Source organism: Nitrospira calida, assembly GCF_976986435.1.
On the sequence record NZ_OZ335950.1, the window covers coordinates 632,502 to 649,499 of the forward strand.

Sequence of the window (16,998 nt, forward strand, 5' to 3'; positions counted from 1 at the left end):
TGGCGGTCCGGTGGATGCGCGTACCTGATGATGGTCGATTCCGTTGATTCAGGCGTCTGATTCCGATGCGATTGCCCGAAACATCCGAACTGTCCTCGAGCACATTCGCCGTGCCGCGGAGCGCGTCGGGCGTCAATCCGACCGCATTCGGTTGATCGGAGCGACCAAAACGGTGTCCGTACCCCGTTTGCGCGAAGCGATGGCCGCGGGCTTGACCGAATTCGGCGAGAATCGGCTGCAGGAGGCGCGGGAAAAAATCAAGCAGATCGGTCTTGGGCAAGCGCACTGGCACTTCATCGGCCGGTTGCAGCGACGCAAAGCCAAGGCGGTCGTCGGATTGTTCGAGCTTATCCATTCGGTGGATAGTGTCGAGCTAGCTGTGGAGCTCAACCGCCGGGCGGCCCAGGCCGGGATCATCCAGCCAGTCTTACTGGAGATTAATATCGGCGGAGAGGACAGCAAAGGGGGGTTCGCTCCGGAGTCCGTGGGAGAAATTCTCCCAGAGCTGAACGCCATGCCGCACCTGCTTATCAGGGGGCTGATGACGATTCCACCGTTGGTAACCGATCCCGAAGACGCGCGCCCGTATTTCCGGCGGCTCCGAGAGCTAGCCGAGTCGCTCGCGCGTTCCGGGCAGGAGCGGATCCGCATGGACGAACTCTCGATGGGTATGTCGCACGATTACGAGATTGCGGTTGAAGAAGGGGCGACGATGGTGCGAATCGGCACCGCGATTTTCGGGGCGCGCCGTGTCTAGTCTCGGAGGCGGGAAGCGCATTGCGTTCATCGGTGCCGGCCAAATGGCCGAGGCGCTGATCGAGGGCATGCTCGCCGCGCGGGCTTGCGACCCCGGTCACGTGTGGACGACCGACCTCAACGCCGTCCGCCTCGACCACATGAAGCGGCGCTTCGGCGTGCAGGTCGGCTCGATCAATCGGGATGCGGCTCAATGGGGCGAGGTGGTCGTTTTGGCCGTGAAGCCCCAGGTTCTGGCCGACGTGCTGGAGGAGATCGCTCCTGTCTTGGCCGGCCGTCTGGTCGTCTCGATTGCGGCCGGTGTCTCCGTCCGTTGGATTGCTGACCGGGTGCCGCGGCAGACGAGAATCATCCGCGCGATGCCCAATGCGCCGGCCTTGGTTCGTGAAGGCATGACGGCGCTGTGCTGGGGTGCCGGAATCGAAGAAGAAGACGGCCGGCTTGCACGCGCGCTGTTTGAGGCCGTGGGGCGGGTGGTGACGGTGGAGGAACGGGTGATGGATGCGGTGACGGGCCTAAGCGGCAGCGGACCGGCCTATGCGTTTGTCGCGATCGAAGCCCTGGCGGACGGCGGTGTCAAGATGGGGCTGCCGCGCGCCGTGGCAGAACTGCTGGCCGCCCAGACGCTGTTGGGCGCGGCGCGCATGGTGCTCGAAACCGGCGAACATCCGGGCACGCTCAAAGACCGGGTGGCTTCTCCCGGAGGAACGACCATCGCCGGGCTGCATCGGTTGGAACGCGGCGGCGCGCGGGCCTGTTTGATCGCGGCAGTGGAGGCGGCCGCGCGGCGGTCGGGGGAATTGGGACGCTGATGTTTGTGGCGGCGAACGTGCTGGAAGGGATCGCCCATGTGGCGGATTGGATCCTGACCCTCTACATGTATGTCATTATTGCGCGCGCGCTGATCTCTTGGGTGAATCCCGATCCCTGGAATCCGATCGTCCAATTTCTGGAGCGCGCCACGGAGCCCGTGCTCGGTCCGATCCGTCGGTGGCTTGGATGGCGAATGGGCATCGATCTCTCGCCGGTGGTGGCGATCCTGATCATTGTCTTCCTGCAGTATGCGCTCGTACGGTCGTTGTTTGAAATGGCGACGCGTATGCACATCGAATAATTCCGCGCGGGAGAAATCCATGAAGATCACACCGCTCGATATCCAGCAAATGGTCTTCCGAACTGCGTTCCGGGGCTACGACCGTCAGGAAGTCAACCGATTTCTGGAGGACCTCGCACAGACCGTCGAAGCGCTCAACCGGGACAACGCGGTGCTGCGGGAAAAACTCGCCTTCGTCGAACAGCAACTGGCCGAGATGAAAAAAACGGAGGCGACGCTGTCGCATGCGCTGGTGTCCGCACAGTCATTGGCCGATGAGATGAAGCGCTCGGCGCAGCGGGACGCGGAGTTGGTGGTCAAGGAAGCCGAGTTGAAAGCCGCAGAAATGCTCCGGCAGGCCAGGGGGGAGTTGGTTGTTACGCAACGCGACCTCACCGAACTACGGAAGCAGCGGCTGTTGATGATCGAACGGCTGCGCGCCACGATCCGCACGTTCGAACGGATGTTGGAGATCGAGGAGGGAGAGACGTACCACCCCGACCAGGCTGCTCCGGATGACAAACTTGCCGGCGATTCCAATCACTGAAGAGACCGTCGCCGTCCGGACAGCTCATCACCCCGCCATCCGGTCTCGTGCCGCCGCGCGTATCCTCCAGAGCCGTATCGGCATAACGATTTTGTCCCGCGAAATTTCACGACCATCGTAAGAGGAATGCATGAGCGGAACCGACTCGGTGGACCGTGCGCTCGAAACCGCCGTGCAGGAGGGTGTGTTTCCCGGGGCGGTGCTGGCGGTGCGCGTGCGGAAGCGACTCGTCTACCACCGGGCCGTCGGCCGCGTTTCATCGGAACCGCCGGGGGCGCCGGCGCAGGTCCGGACGATCTACGATCTTGCCTCCTTGACCAAACCGCTCGCGACGACCACCTCCGTCCTTTGGTTGGTCCAGCAAGGCCGGCTGACGCTCGATCATCGGCTCGACGAGCTGCTTCCTGAGCTGAAGGATCGCCCAATCGGGAGCGCGACGGTCTTTCATCTCCTCACGCACAGTTCCGGGTTGCCGGCGTGGAGGCCCTATTACGAACGGATAGCGGAACAGGATCGCCTCACCCCGGGCTTTTGGGGCAGTGAGGCCGCCGGGCGGGCGGTCATGGGCTATATCCGCGAGGAAACCTTGTTGCACAACATCGGAGAGCGCAGTGTCTACAGCGACTTGGGATTCATGTTGCTCGGTTTCATTGTGGAACGCGTGAGCGGGCAGTCGTTCCCGGCCTTTTGTCGGGAACACCTCTTCGAGCCGCTTGGCGCCGACCCGTTAGGGTTTGCGACGCCCACTGCGGACGGGATGACCGTGGGCGGTCGATTAGTGTCCGACCGGGATGCGGTCGCCGCGACCGAACGCGATGCATGGAGAGGGCGGATTCTGTGCGGGGAGGTGCACGATGAGAACGCCTCAGCGTTGGGCGGCGCGGCCGGGCACGCGGGGCTGTTCGGGACGGCGGAGGCGGTGTTAGCAGTGTCCGGAGCGTGGCTGGACGCCTATCACGGACGGCCGGGTCCGTTCAAGCCGGAATTCGCACGCCGATTCGTGACCCGGCAGAATCGCGTCCCGCAATCCACTTGGGCGCTGGGATGGGATACGCCTTCGGCGCTATCGTCGGCGGGGAGCCAATTCTCGCCGCGGTCGTTCGGGCATCTTGGATACACAGGCACGTCACTCTGGGTCGATCCGATCCGGGAGCTGGAAGTGGTATTACTGTCGAACCGCGTCCACCCGACCCGCCGAAACAATCAGATTCAGCGCTTCCGTCCCTTCATTCATGATCTCATCTTTCAGGAGCTCGTAGCGAGGAGCCAGTAGCTGACAGCTATTCGCTGTTCGCTGCTTGCTCCAGCCTAGGCCTCGTCTGGATAGTCGATCCACGTTTCCTTTTCGGCCAAGTAGTGGCGGCCTTTGAAGTTCGGTCTGGTCCTCATCCGCCGGAACCCCAACGTCCTCAGCCTGTCCACCACGTCTTTCACCGCTGCGGCGATCGAAGGATGCGTCTGCCCCTCAACGGTGAGCGCCTCGTACATGACTTTCGCGAAATACCCGTTGGCGGTCCGATGGACCAGGATCGAACGGTTAAAGTACCGGTCGCTCGGGTCGACCCCTTCGATCTGATGACGTTCGACCAAGCCTTCTTTCTTGAATATCAGCGGGAGGGTGCTCATCGTAATGACCTCCGTCTGCGCGATCCGACGGGATTATAGGGGCCTGTCCCGCCGACTGCAACCGCGTTGACAAGATTCCGGCCCCATCCCTAAGATGACCCGGCTTCTCGACGGACGGAGAGTTTGACGCGCCGCCAGCGGGCCTCACGCGACGCCATGAACATTCCCAACAGTTTGACGATTCTGCGCATTCTCTTGATTCCCGTGTACGTTGGGTTCCTGATCTACGAACGGTACGACCAGGCCCTCGTGATCCTACTATTGGCTGGTGTGACGGACGGGCTCGACGGTACCATCGCCAGGGTTGCCAACCAGCGCACCAGACTGGGCGCGTTTCTGGATCCGCTGGCCGACAAGCTGTTGCTGACCTCGGGATTCGTGACACTGGCGGTGATGCACCTGATTCCCTCGTGGATTGCTATCGTGGTCGTCAGTCGCGACCTGATTCTGATGGCCGGCACTGTGCTGGCTCAACTCGCCGATTCGCGGGTCGATATTTCCCCCACGATTTTGGGAAAAGGAACAACGCTCCTTCAGCTCGCCTATATCATTCTCGCGGTCTTTTTGGCCTCGCGGCAGATAGACCTCGGGGTTCTTCAGCCCTTGCTGTACGTGATGGTGGGGCTGACACTGACCTCGGGCTTCCATTATCTCTATCGCGGCTATATTCATGTCAGCACCAGCGGTACCTGACCGAGTCTTCCGAGCGCTTCCCCCGTGCGGCTGCGCGCGAGCCGCACGATCCGGCAATTTTTTTGACAAGCCCCAGGTCGTCCAGTAGACTTCGTTTTGCATCGTTTTTCTCCGTGCAGCGCTTCTGATTCACTGAGAGAACCGCGGGACCGAGATCACCAGATGAGCACCTTCGCATATGTGGGCAGAACCAGAACGGGCGCGATCCGCAGGGGGGAATTGACGGCCAAAACCCGTGATGAAGCCGTCGAACAACTGCGCAGGCAAAACGTCATCGTCACCAGCCTGGAAGAAAAGGCGGGCAAAAAAGGCGGGCTGAATCTTTCGTTGGGGTCCGCGATCACCGACAAGGATTTGGTCGTGTTTACCCGCCAATTTGGCACCATGATCAACGCCGGCCTACCGTTGATTCAGTGCCTGGAGATCCTGTCGACCCAGTCGGAAAACAAGGTACTGGCCAAGACCATCGGGGAGGTGAAGATCGATGTGGAAGGCGGATCGACCTTTTCCGATGCGTTGAAGAAACATCCCAAGATCTTCGACGACTTGTACGTAAACATGATCCATGCGGGCGAGGTCGGCGGTCTGTTGGACACTATCCTAACCCGGTTGGCCAAACACATCGAAAAGGCCATGAAGCTGAAGGGCCAGATCAAGTCGGCTATGGTCTACCCAGCCGCCATCATGGGCGTGGCCGTTATCGTCATCACCGTGCTGATGATCTGGGTGATTCCCATCTTCGCCAAAATGTTCGCGGAAATGTCCGGTGGAAAAATGGGTCTGCCAGGCCCGACGCAGCTCGTGATCGACATGAGTAATTTCGTCCAGGCCTACATCATCTATATGGTGATCGCTCTGGTGCTGGCGATGTACGGGGTCAAGAAATACTACGGAACGCCGAAAGGGAAGCTGGTCATCGACCGGTTGCTGCTGAAGACGCCGGTGTTTGGCGAACTGATCCGAAAAGCCTCCGTTGCCAAATTCACCAGGACGCTCGGCACGTTGATCACCAGCGGTGTGCCACTGCTCGACGGCCTCAGCATCTGCGCCAAAACTTCCGGAAACAAGGTCATCGAAGAAGCCATTCTGGGGGCCCGGGTGAGCATCAGCGGCGGGAAAACCATCGCCGAACCACTCGCAAAAAGCGAAACGTTTCCCAAAATGGTCACCCACATGATCGCAGTGGGCGAGTCGACCGGCGCGCTCGATGCGATGCTCGGCAAAATCGCCGACTTCTACGAGGATGAAGTGGATCAAGCCGTCGCGTCACTGACCGCGCTGCTCGAGCCGATGATGATGGTGTTTCTGGGGACGGTGATCGGCTTCATCGTAATCGCGATGTATTTGCCGATCTTCCAGATGGCGTCGGCGATCGGATAACCGTCCGCTTGCGGGAACGGTGGTCGTCGGACGCCGAAGCAGAACCGCTTTCCCCCCCTCCTCTGAGTCGATTGGATCGGCGGTCGGAGCTGGGATTGACCGCAAAGGCCTCCGAAGGGATCCTGCCTCAGTTCTGCGGACGGAGCGTCTTCGGGGCCTCGCGTTCGAGTCCGCTCGGGAGCATTGCGAACTTGACGAGCCGACTCTTGTGACGCCGCACGACGTTTCCGGACGGGCAGCCCGCTGGATGCATGGACGAACTCCGGACAAGACTCCATTGGTTAATGGCCCTGCGGGTGGTGGTCGTCACCCTTCTGTTGGGACTGTCGCTGACCTTCCAAGTCGCCAAAGGCGAGCGCGTTCCCACCTTTTACGCCCTGATCGCGTTCACGTACGCGATCACGATTCCGTACGTTGTGGTTCTTCGGCGACTGTCCTCGCCCCGGTCGCTGACAATGTTCGCCTGGGTGCAGATCGGCGTCGATTTCGTGTTGGAGACCGTACTGGTCGCGCGAACTGGCGGGGTCGAAAGTCCCTTTGCCGTGCTCTACGTGATCTCGGTGACGCTGGCCAGTCTGGTGCCGCGCCAGCGGATCGGATTGGTGACGGCGGGTTTCTGCATCATCTTGTTCGGCGTCGTCGCCAATCTGCAATTGTACGGTGTGCTGGAGCCGCTCGGCTGGCTGCATCCGTCGCGGCTGTCCGCAGCGGAGACGCTTCAGACGTTCGGGGTCTATGCGCTTGCGTTCCTGGTGGTCGGGTTCCTCAGCGGCGCGCTTGTCGACCAACTCAATCGGGCGGACTTACGCCTCAAAGAAAAGGAGCAGGGGCTGACCAGGCTCCGGGCGTTCCACGAGAACATCGTCCAGAGCATCAGCAGCGGCGTATTTACGACGGATGCGGCGGGATTGATCACGTCCTTCAACCGGGCGGCTCAGGAAGCCACCGGTTACGGTCTCGAACAGGTGAAGGGCCGACCCTGGCGGGAGATTTTCAATTGGCGTCCGAACCACGGGTCGGAGAAAGAGGCGGAGGCTCTCTTCGCCTGTTCTCGATTCGAAGTCGAGTGCAAACGCGCGGACGGCCGCCGCTTGATCCTCGGCATGACGCTGTCCCCGCTTCAGGAGCAGGGACAGCAAACCGGTCTGGTTGGCGTGTTCAAGGACTTGACCGAGATTCGGGACATGGAAGAGGAAATGCGGCGCCGGGAATGGCTCGCGACGCTGGGTGAGATGTCCGCCGGTATGGCCCACGAGATCAGGAACCCCCTGGGCGCGCTCGCTGGCGCCATGCAAATGTTGCGCAAAGACGTCGCATCGGATGAGACCAGCCGGCGGCTTATGGACATCGCCGTCCGGGAAGCGACGCGGTTGGACACGATCATCACCGAATTTCTCCTGTATGCGCGGCCGCCCGCCCTCAATCTGGCGGAGTGCGATGTGAACAAAATCCTGTCGGACACGTTGGACCTCATCGCGCATGAAGCGCGGACCAAGGTCAACATCACGATCTCCACGACCTTGGCCAAGGGCGCCCTGACGGCCAAGGTCGATCAGGACCAGCTGAAGCAGGTGTTCTGGAACCTGGCGACGAATGCGTTTGAGGCGATGCCGTCCGGGGGACAATTAACCATTTCCACCGGTCGCCGGCGCGTCGATTCAAGCGGGCGCAGCGGGGAAGTGATCGAAATCGCGTTCCAGGATACGGGCATTGGGATTCCGAAGGGCAACCTGGACAAGATTTTCCTGCCCTTCTTTACGACGAAAAAAGAAGGCTCCGGACTCGGTCTGGCGGCCGTGCATCGGATCGTGGATCTGCATGGCGGGTGGATCAAGGTCGACAGCCGGGAAGGCAGGGGTTCTCGGTTTACGGTGTGCCTGCCGAGGTCGGCCGGAGCCGGACCGAGGCTGTGGCACGAAGGCAGGGGACCGTGGAAAAGATCCTAGTCGTCGACGACGAACAGAGCATGCGCGATGTCTTGAGCATCATGCTCAAACGGGCCGGCTATGCGGTGACGGCGGCTTCCGACGGCGATGAGGCGATTGCCCACCTCGGCAAAGAAATCTTCGATCTCGTGATCACGGACCTCAAGATGCCCAAGGTGGGCGGGCTCGACGTGCTCAAGGCGGTTAAGGCCTCCTCGCCGGATACGGTGGTGCTGGTGATCACCGCGTTTGCGTCGGCGGAGTCGGCCGTCGAGGCAATGAAGCACGGCGCTTATGATTATCTCACCAAGCCGTTTCAAGTGGACGAAGTCCAGCTCATTATCCGCAACGCGCTGGAGCGGCGTCGGTTGTCGACCGAAAACATGCTGCTCAAGCGCGAAATGGCCAGTCAGTCCTCCTTCGCGCAAATCATCGGAAAAAGCGAGGCCATGCAAAAGGTCTTCGACGTCGTGCGCAAGGTAGCCGATTCCAAGAGCAACGTGCTCATCTTCGGCGAAAGCGGAACCGGGAAAGAACTGGTCGCACGAGCCATCCATTACAACAGTGCGCGCGCGCCCATGCCCTTCGTGACAGTCAATTGCAGCGCGGTGCCGGAAACCTTGCTGGAAAGCGAGTTATTCGGTCACATGAAGGGCTCGTTCACAGGGGCGGTCTCGAACAAAGCCGGTCTGTTCGAGGTGGCGAACGGCGGGACGATCTTCCTGGATGAAATCGGGGATACGTCGCCGGCGACGCAGGTGAAGCTTCTGCGGGTGATTCAGGAGCGCGAATTTCGCCGGGTCGGCGGAACGCAGGATGTGAAGGTGGATGTGCGGATCATCGCCGCCACGAACAAAGATCTGGAAAAGGCGGTAGCCGAAGGAACCTTCCGCGAGGATCTGTACTATCGATTGGATGTGATCCCCATTGTCCTGCCGCCCCTGCGGCTCCGAACAGGGGATATTCCGCTCTTGGTCCAGCACTTTCTGGACAAGTTTTGCCGCGAAAGCGGAAAGCCCGTTCCTGCCATTACCGGCGAAGCCATGCGGGCGCTCCTGGAGCATGAATGGAGAGGGAACGTCCGCGAATTGGAAAATCTCATCGAACGGGTGGTAGCGTTCTCCTCCGGCCAGCCGGTGACCGAAGAGGAGATCCGCGGCTGGCTCCATCGCCCGGTGACGCCGCAACAGACGTATCCGACCGATCTGCCGGAGGACGGGCTCGATTTGGAGGCGCTGATCAACTCCATCGAGAAGGAATTGCTGTTGAAAGCCCTGGAACGGGCCAACTGGGTCAAGAAAAAGGCCGCCCGCCTGCTGAGGCTGAACACCCGGTCATTCCGTTATCGGCTGGAAAAGTATGCGATCAAAGGGGGAAAGGACTAGGGCGAGAGGCGTGAACTGCAAGAAGAATCGGGAGTGCATGTTGACGAACGATGCGTCCGTCGCGAGCCACGAGGGTGAACGAGCATGACGGTGGGAGACGGAGCGGTGCGGGTCTGTGCGCCGGCGAAGATCAATGTGATCCTGCGGGTGCTGGATCGCCGGCCGGACGGGTATCACAACCTCTGGTCGGTGATGCAGACCGTGGCGTTGGAGGATGAGCTGCGGCTGCGGGTGAGAGCAGGCCAGGCGGGGGTGATGCTCCAATGCGACGACCCGACGCTGCCGACGGATCATCGGAATTTGGTCTCTCGCGCCGCGACGCTGGCGCTGGAGCGGGCCGGCCTCAACGTCGGATTGGAGATCGAGCTCATGAAGCGGATTCCCCACGGCGCTGGTCTCGGCGGGGGGAGCAGCGACGCGGCCGCGACGATCCAGGGGATGAATCGCCTTCTGGGGTTGGGATGGACGGTCGCTCGCATGGCGGAGTTGGGTCAACAGGTAGGGAGCGACGTGCCGTTTTTCTTCTTCGCCCCCAGCGCGTTGGTTACCGGCCGCGGCGAAATCGTCAAGCCGCTCCGATTGAAGGGAGCGCGGTGGGTCGTCTTAGTCAACCCGGGATTTCCGATCGACACGCGCTGGGCCTATGAACGGCTCTCGGCCACGCGGTCCGGCGCGCGGTCGCTCTCCAGTGCCTTGCGAGCCGTGGAAACGTGGGAAGCCGTGACCTGGGAAGAGCTGTTGCCGCTGGTCGAGAACGACTTCGAAGCGGCGGTGTTTCCCGAACACGGCGTACTCCACACGATCAAGACACGGCTGCTCTCGCAAGGGGCAGAGGCGGCGCTGTTGTCCGGCAGCGGCTCGACCGTCTTCGGTGTCTTCCGCGACGAAACGGCGGCCCGGCAGGCGCACGCGGGGCTGGACCGGTTCGAACGGTGCCGAGCCTATGTCGTGCGGACTTGCACGGAGGCCCTGTCTTGCGAGGATCCGTCGGCTTCCGCGCCGCTGCCCGTTGGTTGACAACCGGGAGCGCTTTTCGCTACAGTTCAATCCCCTCAAGAACGCAGCGAAAGAGACAAGCATGGGGCGGGAGTACGCGAAGACCCGCCGGCCCCGCCGTAACGGAAGTACATCTCGCAGTTCCTGAAGATCCGACGGCCTCTCACAGCGTTCGAGGTACCACGATGAACAAGGCACTTAAGCTGTTTACCGGTAACGCCAATCCTGCGCTCGCACAGGAGATCTGCGCGTATCTAGGGATTCGGTTGGGCGAGGCGACGGTCTCTTCCTTCAGTGATGGGGAAGTGCGGGTGAAAATCGAGGAGAACGTCCGCGGGGCTGACGTCTTCGTCGTGCAATCCTGCTGCTCGCCGGTCAACGACTCGATCATGGAGTTGTTGATTATGATCGATGCCCTCAAGCGCTCGTCGGCTAGCCGGATCACGGCCGTCATCCCGTATTTCGGCTATGCGCGTCAAGACCGGAAGGATCAGCCGCGCGTACCGATCTCGGCGAAGCTTGTGGCGGATCTCATCACGACCGCGGGGGCCGATCGCGTGCTGACGATGGATCTTCATGCGGGGCAGATTCAGGGCTTCTTCAACATCCCGGTGGACCACCTCTATGCCACGCCGGTGCTGTTGGAATACATCAACAAACGCGGCGTGGCCGATCTTGTGGTCGTGTCGCCCGATGCGGGCGGCGTGGAGCGGGCGCGGGCCTTCGCCAAGCGGCTCCAGGCCAACCTGGCCATCATTGACAAGCGGCGGGAGGGGCCGAACCAGACGCAGATCATGAACATCATTGGCGACGTGGAAGGGAAAAGCGCCCTGCTCCTCGACGATATGATCGACACGGCGGGTACCATCGTTCAGGGCGCGCAAGCGTGCGCTGACAAGGGGGCGCGGGAGGTGTGGGCGGCCTGCACACATCCGGTCCTCTCGGGGCCGGCCCTCGATCGGCTGCAACAGTCCTGCTTGCGCGAAGTAGTGGTCACTAATACGATTCCGTTGAGGGACAAAGAGCAACTGTGTCCGAAGCTCCACCTGCTGTCCGTCGCGCCGCTGCTCGGAGAAGCCATTTCGCGGATTCACGAGGAAGAATCGGTCAGTTCACTCTTTGCGTAATTGGGAAGCCGCTAGCGAATAGCGGGCAGCTCAGAGGAGCGCGCGATAGGCTGTTCGCTGCGTGCTCTATGTTAGTTGGCTGAGGTGAGGGATCATCATGAAATTCGATCTGGCGGTTGAAGTGCGAGAACGGTCCGGCAAGGGCGCGGCGCGCCAACTCCGGCGCAGCGGTCGCGTGCCTGCCGTGCTCTACGGGCAAGGGGAATGTCTCCTGCTCACGATGAAGCCGGACGATCTGAAGACCATTCTGCGCTCCCATGCCGGCACGACCGCGCTCATCTCGCTCACGGTGAATGGCGCGAAGGCCAAAGCCAAACGGACGGCGCTGCTGCGGGACTATCAAGTCGACCCTGTGACGGGCGAGGTGTTGCACGCGGATTTGTTCGAAGTGTCGATGGACAAGCCTATCCGGGTCAAAGTGCCGGTGCAGCTCACCGGCGGCACGCCGGCTGGCGTCAAAGAAGGCGGCGTGCTGCATCACAACCTGCGCGAACTCTCTATCGAGTGCCTGCCCTCAGCCCTGCCCGACGCGATCCAGGTGGACGCCTCTCAGTTAGCGATCGGCCAGGGGATTCATGTCCGGGAGGTGCCGAAGGCGGAGGGGATCAGGTTTTTGGACGATCCCGATCAAATGGTCGTGAGCGTTGCGGCCCCGATGTCCGAAGCCAAGCTGGAGGCGCTGCTCACCAGCGGCGCGGCGGAGCCAGGCAAGGAGCCTGAGGTGATCGGGAAAGGGAAGGAAGAAGCGCCGGCCGAAGGGGCGGAGAAAGCGGCGGCTCCCGCGGCGGAAGCGAAAGCCGGTGAGAAAAAAGAATCCGGTAAAGAAGCGCCGAAAGCCGAAAAGAAAGAACCTGAAAAGAAGAAGTAGCGTTGCGCCTCATTGTCGGGCTCGGGAATCCCGGAGCCGCCTATGCCCACACGCGCCACAACATCGGCGTTTGGGTCCTCGAGCGGGCGGCGGCCCGCTGGTCCATCCGCTTGCGACCGCGCGGAATCGCCGTGCGGGGTGCGGGCACGGTTGGTTCGGAATCCGTCGAGCTTGCAGGCCATCTCGACTGGATGAACGTTACGGGGCCTCCACTCAAGGCTCTGCTGCACGAGTTGGGTCTTTCCCCCGATCAACTCATCGTCATCCACGACGATTTGGATCTGGAACTGGGCCGGCTACGGATCAAACAAGCCGGCGGGCACGGCGGCCATAACGGCCTCCGCTCGATTGTGGCTGCGCTGAGCACGCCCGCCTTCGTGCGCCTCAAGATCGGCATCGGGCGCCCGGTTCCCGGCCAGGAGGCCGCCGACTATGTGCTTGAGCCCTTCTCGCGCGACGAGCGAGCGAGAATCGATCCAACCTTGGATCGCGCGGTTCAGGCGCTGGAGTGCATCGTGCTCAAGGGCGTCGCCGCGGCGATGAACGAATTCAACGTGCGAGAGCGCGAGGATACGAATGAGGAATGAGGAGTGTGAAGCGCTCCGGGCCGTCGATCAATGGGATTGGTAGATGTTTCATGACCGTTCCTCTAATTTCTCATTCCTCATTGGGGTAAGCGCATGGGGTTGTGTTGCGGCATGATCGGGTTACCGAACGTCGGGAAGACGACAGTGTTCAACGCGCTGGTCGGCGCGGGGGCGGTCGTCGCCAACTACCCCTTTTCGACCGTTGAAACCAACGTCGGCATCGCCCCAGTGCCGGACCCGCGTCTGGACAAACTGGTCGAGATTTTTCAATCCAGGAAGAAGACGCCGAGCACGCTGGAAGTGCGGGATATCGCTGGGTTGGTCCAGGGGGCGAGCCAAGGCCAAGGGTTAGGCAATCAGTTTCTCGCGCAGATTCGGGAAGTGGACGCGCTCATGCATGTCGTGCGCTGCTTCGAAGACCCGGGCGTCGTCCACGTGGCCGGCGAGGTCAACCCGCAACGCGACATCGAGACCATCGAAACCGAACTGATCCTGGCTGATCTGGAGACGTTAGACCGTCGCCGACAACGGATCGAGAAGCGCGTCAAGTCAGGTGAGGGGCAGGCGAGCAAGGAACTGGCCGTGGTCCAGAAGCTCACCGATTTTCTCAATAAGGGCGAATGGCTGGGGAATCTTGCCTTCTCGCCGGACGAACGGGTCATCCTGAACGAGCTGCAACTTCTGAGCACCAAGCCGGTGTTGTTCGTCGCCAACGTGAAGGAAGGCACGACGGTGGACCATCCGTATGTGCGGGCGGTGCAGGAACTGGCCGACAAACGGGGCGCCAAGGTCGTGCTGATCTGCGGTCAGATTGAAGCCGAGATCTCGACCCTGCCGGAACAGGACCGCGCGGCCTTTTTGAAGGACCTTGGTCTGGCCCAATCCGGTCTCGTGCGGCTCACCGCCGTCGCCTACGAGCTGCTGAACCTCATCACCTTCTTCACGGCCGGAGAGGTGGAAGCGCGGGCCTGGCCGATCCGTAAGGGGACGAAGGCGCCGGAAGCGGCCGGGAAGATTCACTCCGACATGGAGCGCGGCTTCATCCGCGCGGAGGTCTACCACTACGACGATTTGATCGCCTGCGGCTCGGAGGCGAAGGTGCGGGAGAAGGGGTTGTTCCGGCTGGAAGGACGGGACTATGTGATCAAGGAAGGGGACGTTGTTTATTTTCGATTCAATGTCTGAGGTTTCAGTGTCCGAAATCCGGAGGCGGGTCCTGTCACCGACCAGCCCGCTTGCCCTCGCACCCCACCCGGTGTAGGGACCCCGTTGCGGGCGAGCGGGCTTCCAGGTCGGCGCCACCCGAGATCCTAACCCACCAAAATCCCTTCTGATCCTGGCCGGAGTCGGTCCGGGACGTCGCCCATCTTTATTCGCTCGGTTCCCTGAAGCGCATCCATGTGAAATCCACGCGGATCACAGATCCTGTCTGTCCGTGGGAAGCAATCTCCATCGGTGGCATTCGGTTTGCTTTGCTCACATGAAAGGAACTCAGCCCGCACGCTGGGATGTTTCAGGGCATCTGGAGATCCAGCCCTTGTTAGGCGCCCGGACACCAAGGTGTGTGATGGTCTCAATGTTCAGACTGGTCGCGGGCGGCGAGCACTGAACAGGCAAGGATGCTCACCGTGGATGGCCAAGGAGTGGGAACGCCAGTGGCTCCGATCCAGATCAAACGAGGGCACGCAGGGCGTCTCATCGTACTCGTGCCGTACCCGCCCGAGCGTGTGGCAAAGATCAAGACGGTGGCCGGTCGCTGGTGGCATCCCAAGGAGAAGTATTGGACGGTGCCCGACACCGACGGCACGCTCCGCCAGTTGTTGACACTCTTCGCTGGAGAGCCGGTTGAAGTGGACCCGCCTCTCCGTCCCGCGAGCAGCACGCACGGTGTTCCCGTGGACCGTCTCACTGTTCCGGGAGACCATCCACTTCTCGAACAGGTACGTCTGGCCGCTCGCACCCGACATCTCAGCCGCCACACCGAGCAAGCGTACTGCCACTGGATCAAGCGCATCATGAGCTTTCATCACCTGAGGCCCGTGGCCGACATGGGCGAACCAGACAGTGGTCGGTTCTTATCGAGCGTGGCCACAGCATCCCATGTGAGTGCCTCGACGCAAAACCAACCGCTCAACGCGCTCCTGCTTCTGGATCATGACGTTCTGGAGAAGAAGATCGGCCTCATTGAGGGCGTCGTTCGAGCCAAGCGAGCGAAACGACTGCCTGTCGTCCTGACAAAGGAAACAGTCAGCCGACTGCTGGGGTGCCTCAGCAACACACCCCGGCTGATGGCGATGTTGATGGATGGAGGCGGGTTCCGTCCCATGGAATGCTGCCGCCTGCGCGTCAAGGACCTCGATCTAGCCCACAACCAACTCCTCGTTCGCGGCGGCAAAGGCGACAAGGACCGGTATACGATCCTTCCAACTGCCGCCCGACAGCCCCTTGTGCACCATCTCCAACGCGTGAGGTCCCAGCACGAGGAAGATCTCCGACAAGGGTTTGGCCGGGTGGCCCTACCATTCGCGCTGGAGCGCAAGTACCCCAACGCGGGCAAGGAGTGGGGCTGGCAATGGGTGTTCCCGGCGTCGAGTCATTACAGCGATCGGATTACGGGAGAACGCCGCCATCACCACCTTCACGGATCAGTGAGGCAGAAAGCCATAAAAGAGGCGCGGCTCAAGGCGGGGATTGCCAAACCGGCGAGTGGTCATACGCTGCGGTATTCGTTTGCCACGCACCTGCTTGAAGACGGCTACGACATCCGCACGGTTCAAGAGCTCTTGGGGCACACCGATGTGCGAACGACCATGATTTACCCCCACGTGTTGAATCGAGGCGGAAAAGGGGTGCGGAGCCCAGCTGATGCGCTGGGAGAACGGTTGAGTCCTTCGCAGCTATAATGAAATGATGCCGGTCTGTATAGCACGCCGATCCCGCGCTGTGGAAAGGGTTGACAAGTGATTGAACATGCATAAGAATCGCGCGTCAGCTTGCAGTCCTTCCAGGCGTCCTATGCCGATCAGTATACTCAATAGTTAGCCGTCACGAGCTGATGCCAGGGGATCGAGAGGAGACATAGAGTTCCGACTCCTATACGAGGGTCCGCTGAAGACCAACCGTGGCCCCGTGGAGAAACAGGTCTTGCGGCGCGAATTTCACGGGCAGCTCAAAGAACTGCTCACGCGGCCACCGATGCAGCCTTTCAAGCGGCTCGTCGACGCGAAGCACCAGAGAGCTCTCATCGTTGAAATTGGCGGCTTCACTTTCGTCCCTCTGATCTCGGAGAAGTTGTCTCACGTTGCTCGTCTCGAGATAATCCTCCTCAGCCCCGAGGAGCCCGGGCGAGTCGTCACGCAGGGCGGCGACCTGGACAATCGGGTAAAGACCCTTCTCGATGCTCTCCGCATGCCGAAGGTCAAGGAGGAGATCCCGCCTGGCGACGCCCCAAAAGATGGCGAGACACCGTTCTACTGTCTGCTCGAGGACGATAACCTCATTAGTGGCATCACGGTAGTGGGTGATCGATTGCTTCGACGAGTCGCGGATCCGTCACACGTATTCTTGGTGATCCGTATTAGCCCCGAGTCGACTGGTTCTTCGTTGGGCGAAGTAAGATGGACGAGCGGTTGAAGCTGACGGCTAACAACACGTTCGACCGGACCACTGGCTCGCATTCGCTCGCCGCGGCCGGTCAACGTGGGCGTTAGCCAGACGAGAGTTACCGTGGAAGCAGCCGCACCTTGGGAAGGTCAATAAAAAGGGGTCGAAGGTCAATAAAAAGGGGTCGGGAGTCATTGTTATCCGCGGTGAGCGGAATGGGGCCATGCTATAGAATGGGAACGAGCATGAGTTAAGGATTTCTTCAGGACATCCAGCAAGGCTGACTCTCCAAGGTGAGGAGGCCGCGGGTGCAGCTTGCCGGTCCTCCGAAACACCGCACCAAAACTCGATTCCCTCTGAAGTCGAATCGTGCTATGTTGTGCGTCCAGTCTGGACGCGAAGCGTCGCGGGG

Annotated in this window: 17 protein-coding genes; 16 read left to right on the forward strand and 1 reads right to left on the reverse strand. The window is 61.1% G+C overall.

The genetic code is table 11. The features are described from left to right. Nucleotides 1-43: 43 nt before the first annotated feature. The 5 genes from ACWHTU_RS03175 (at nucleotide 44) to ACWHTU_RS03195 (ending at nucleotide 3,669) form a co-directional block, all read left to right on the forward strand. A complete protein-coding gene (locus ACWHTU_RS03175) occupies nucleotides 44-757 on the forward strand; it encodes a YggS family pyridoxal phosphate-dependent enzyme (protein ID WP_447861585.1) in 714 nt (237 codons plus the stop codon). Beyond that, nucleotides 750-1,568 (forward strand): pyrroline-5-carboxylate reductase, encoded by an 819-nt coding sequence (gene proC / locus ACWHTU_RS03180; protein ID WP_447861586.1) that lies wholly within the window; start codon nucleotides 750-752, stop codon nucleotides 1,566-1,568. The genes ACWHTU_RS03175 and proC overlap by 8 nt, the downstream gene beginning before the upstream one ends. Next, nucleotides 1,568-1,870 carry a YggT family protein gene (locus tag ACWHTU_RS03185; protein ID WP_447861588.1) on the forward strand — a complete coding sequence of 101 codons (303 nt, stop codon included), beginning with the start codon at nucleotides 1,568-1,570 and terminating at the stop codon, nucleotides 1,868-1,870. The genes proC and ACWHTU_RS03185 overlap by 1 nt, the downstream gene beginning before the upstream one ends. 19 nt (nucleotides 1,871-1,889) lie before the next feature. Continuing rightward, nucleotides 1,890-2,396: a DivIVA domain-containing protein gene (locus ACWHTU_RS03190; protein WP_447861589.1), complete on the forward strand. Its 507-nt coding sequence runs from the start codon at nucleotides 1,890-1,892 to the stop codon at nucleotides 2,394-2,396. Between the two features lie 130 nt (nucleotides 2,397-2,526). After that, nucleotides 2,527-3,669: a serine hydrolase domain-containing protein gene (locus ACWHTU_RS03195; protein ID WP_447861591.1), complete on the forward strand. Its 1,143-nt coding sequence runs from the start codon at nucleotides 2,527-2,529 to the stop codon at nucleotides 3,667-3,669. A 35-nt stretch (nucleotides 3,670-3,704) separates the two neighbouring features. On the opposite strand, the gene ACWHTU_RS03200 is transcribed toward ACWHTU_RS03195, so the two are convergent. Further along, nucleotides 3,705-4,022, reverse strand: a complete 318-nt coding sequence (locus ACWHTU_RS03200; RefSeq protein ID WP_447861592.1) for a hypothetical protein — start codon at nucleotides 4,020-4,022, stop codon at nucleotides 3,705-3,707. A 156-nt stretch (nucleotides 4,023-4,178) separates the two neighbouring features. Between ACWHTU_RS03200 and ACWHTU_RS03205 the strand changes: the two genes are divergently transcribed. From ACWHTU_RS03205 to ACWHTU_RS03255, 11 genes are all read left to right on the forward strand, one after another. Beyond that, nucleotides 4,179-4,715, forward strand: a complete 537-nt coding sequence (locus ACWHTU_RS03205; protein WP_447861594.1) for a CDP-alcohol phosphatidyltransferase family protein — start codon at nucleotides 4,179-4,181, stop codon at nucleotides 4,713-4,715. A 162-nt stretch (nucleotides 4,716-4,877) separates the two neighbouring features. Further along, nucleotides 4,878-6,095, forward strand: a complete 1,218-nt coding sequence (locus tag ACWHTU_RS03210) for a type II secretion system F family protein (RefSeq protein ID WP_447861595.1) — start codon at nucleotides 4,878-4,880, stop codon at nucleotides 6,093-6,095. Between the two features lie 251 nt (nucleotides 6,096-6,346). After that, nucleotides 6,347-8,041 carry an ATP-binding protein gene (locus ACWHTU_RS03215; protein WP_447861597.1) on the forward strand — a complete coding sequence of 565 codons (1,695 nt, stop codon included), beginning with the start codon at nucleotides 6,347-6,349 and terminating at the stop codon, nucleotides 8,039-8,041. Continuing rightward, nucleotides 8,026-9,405, forward strand: coding sequence for a sigma-54-dependent transcriptional regulator (locus tag ACWHTU_RS03220; protein WP_447861598.1), 1,380 nt, complete (start codon nucleotides 8,026-8,028; stop codon nucleotides 9,403-9,405). Before ACWHTU_RS03215 ends, ACWHTU_RS03220 begins: the two co-directional genes overlap by 16 nt. A gap of 84 nt (nucleotides 9,406-9,489) precedes the next feature. Further along, a complete protein-coding gene (gene ispE / locus ACWHTU_RS03225) occupies nucleotides 9,490-10,422 on the forward strand; it encodes a 4-(cytidine 5'-diphospho)-2-C-methyl-D-erythritol kinase (RefSeq protein WP_447861600.1) in 933 nt (310 codons plus the stop codon). 164 nt (nucleotides 10,423-10,586) lie between these two features. After that, nucleotides 10,587-11,528, forward strand: coding sequence for a ribose-phosphate diphosphokinase (locus ACWHTU_RS03230; protein ID WP_447861602.1), 942 nt, complete (start codon nucleotides 10,587-10,589; stop codon nucleotides 11,526-11,528). 97 nt (nucleotides 11,529-11,625) lie between these two features. Next, nucleotides 11,626-12,396: a 50S ribosomal protein L25 gene (locus tag ACWHTU_RS03235; RefSeq protein ID WP_447861604.1), complete on the forward strand. Its 771-nt coding sequence runs from the start codon at nucleotides 11,626-11,628 to the stop codon at nucleotides 12,394-12,396. A gap of 2 nt (nucleotides 12,397-12,398) precedes the next feature. After that, nucleotides 12,399-12,983, forward strand: coding sequence for an aminoacyl-tRNA hydrolase (gene pth, locus ACWHTU_RS03240; RefSeq protein ID WP_447861605.1), 585 nt, complete (start codon nucleotides 12,399-12,401; stop codon nucleotides 12,981-12,983). A 93-nt stretch (nucleotides 12,984-13,076) separates the two neighbouring features. Further along, entirely contained in the window at nucleotides 13,077-14,168 is a 1,092-nt protein-coding gene (ychF, locus tag ACWHTU_RS03245; RefSeq protein WP_447861607.1) for a redox-regulated ATPase YchF, read from the forward strand. Between the two features lie 443 nt (nucleotides 14,169-14,611). Next, complete coding sequence (locus ACWHTU_RS03250) at nucleotides 14,612-15,886, forward strand: integron integrase (RefSeq protein ID WP_447861609.1); 1,275 nt, start codon at nucleotides 14,612-14,614, stop codon at nucleotides 15,884-15,886. A gap of 226 nt (nucleotides 15,887-16,112) precedes the next feature. Beyond that, nucleotides 16,113-16,616 (forward strand): hypothetical protein, encoded by a 504-nt coding sequence (locus ACWHTU_RS03255; RefSeq protein WP_447861611.1) that lies wholly within the window; start codon nucleotides 16,113-16,115, stop codon nucleotides 16,614-16,616. The last annotated feature ends 382 nt before the right edge of the window (nucleotides 16,617-16,998 follow it).

Coding starts and splice junctions, on each gene's coding strand:
- ACWHTU_RS03235 (WP_447861604.1), top strand. CDS start 11,626: ATGAAATTCGATCTGGCGGTTGAAGTGCGAGAACGGTCCGGCAAGGGC.
- ACWHTU_RS03185 (WP_447861588.1), top strand. CDS start 1,568: ATGTTTGTGGCGGCGAACGTGCTGGAAGGGATCGCCCATGTGGCGGAT.
- ACWHTU_RS03215 (WP_447861597.1), top strand. CDS start 6,347: ATGGACGAACTCCGGACAAGACTCCATTGGTTAATGGCCCTGCGGGTG.
- ACWHTU_RS03210 (WP_447861595.1), top strand. CDS start 4,878: ATGAGCACCTTCGCATATGTGGGCAGAACCAGAACGGGCGCGATCCGC.
- ACWHTU_RS03205 (WP_447861594.1), top strand. CDS start 4,179: ATGAACATTCCCAACAGTTTGACGATTCTGCGCATTCTCTTGATTCCC.
- ACWHTU_RS03190 (WP_447861589.1), top strand. CDS start 1,890: ATGAAGATCACACCGCTCGATATCCAGCAAATGGTCTTCCGAACTGCG.
- ACWHTU_RS03230 (WP_447861602.1), top strand. CDS start 10,587: ATGAACAAGGCACTTAAGCTGTTTACCGGTAACGCCAATCCTGCGCTC.
- ychF (WP_447861607.1), top strand. CDS start 13,077: ATGGGGTTGTGTTGCGGCATGATCGGGTTACCGAACGTCGGGAAGACG.
- ACWHTU_RS03195 (WP_447861591.1), top strand. CDS start 2,527: ATGAGCGGAACCGACTCGGTGGACCGTGCGCTCGAAACCGCCGTGCAG.
- ACWHTU_RS03200 (WP_447861592.1), bottom strand. CDS start 4,022: ATGAGCACCCTCCCGCTGATATTCAAGAAAGAAGGCTTGGTCGAACGT.
- ispE (WP_447861600.1), top strand. CDS start 9,490: ATGACGGTGGGAGACGGAGCGGTGCGGGTCTGTGCGCCGGCGAAGATC.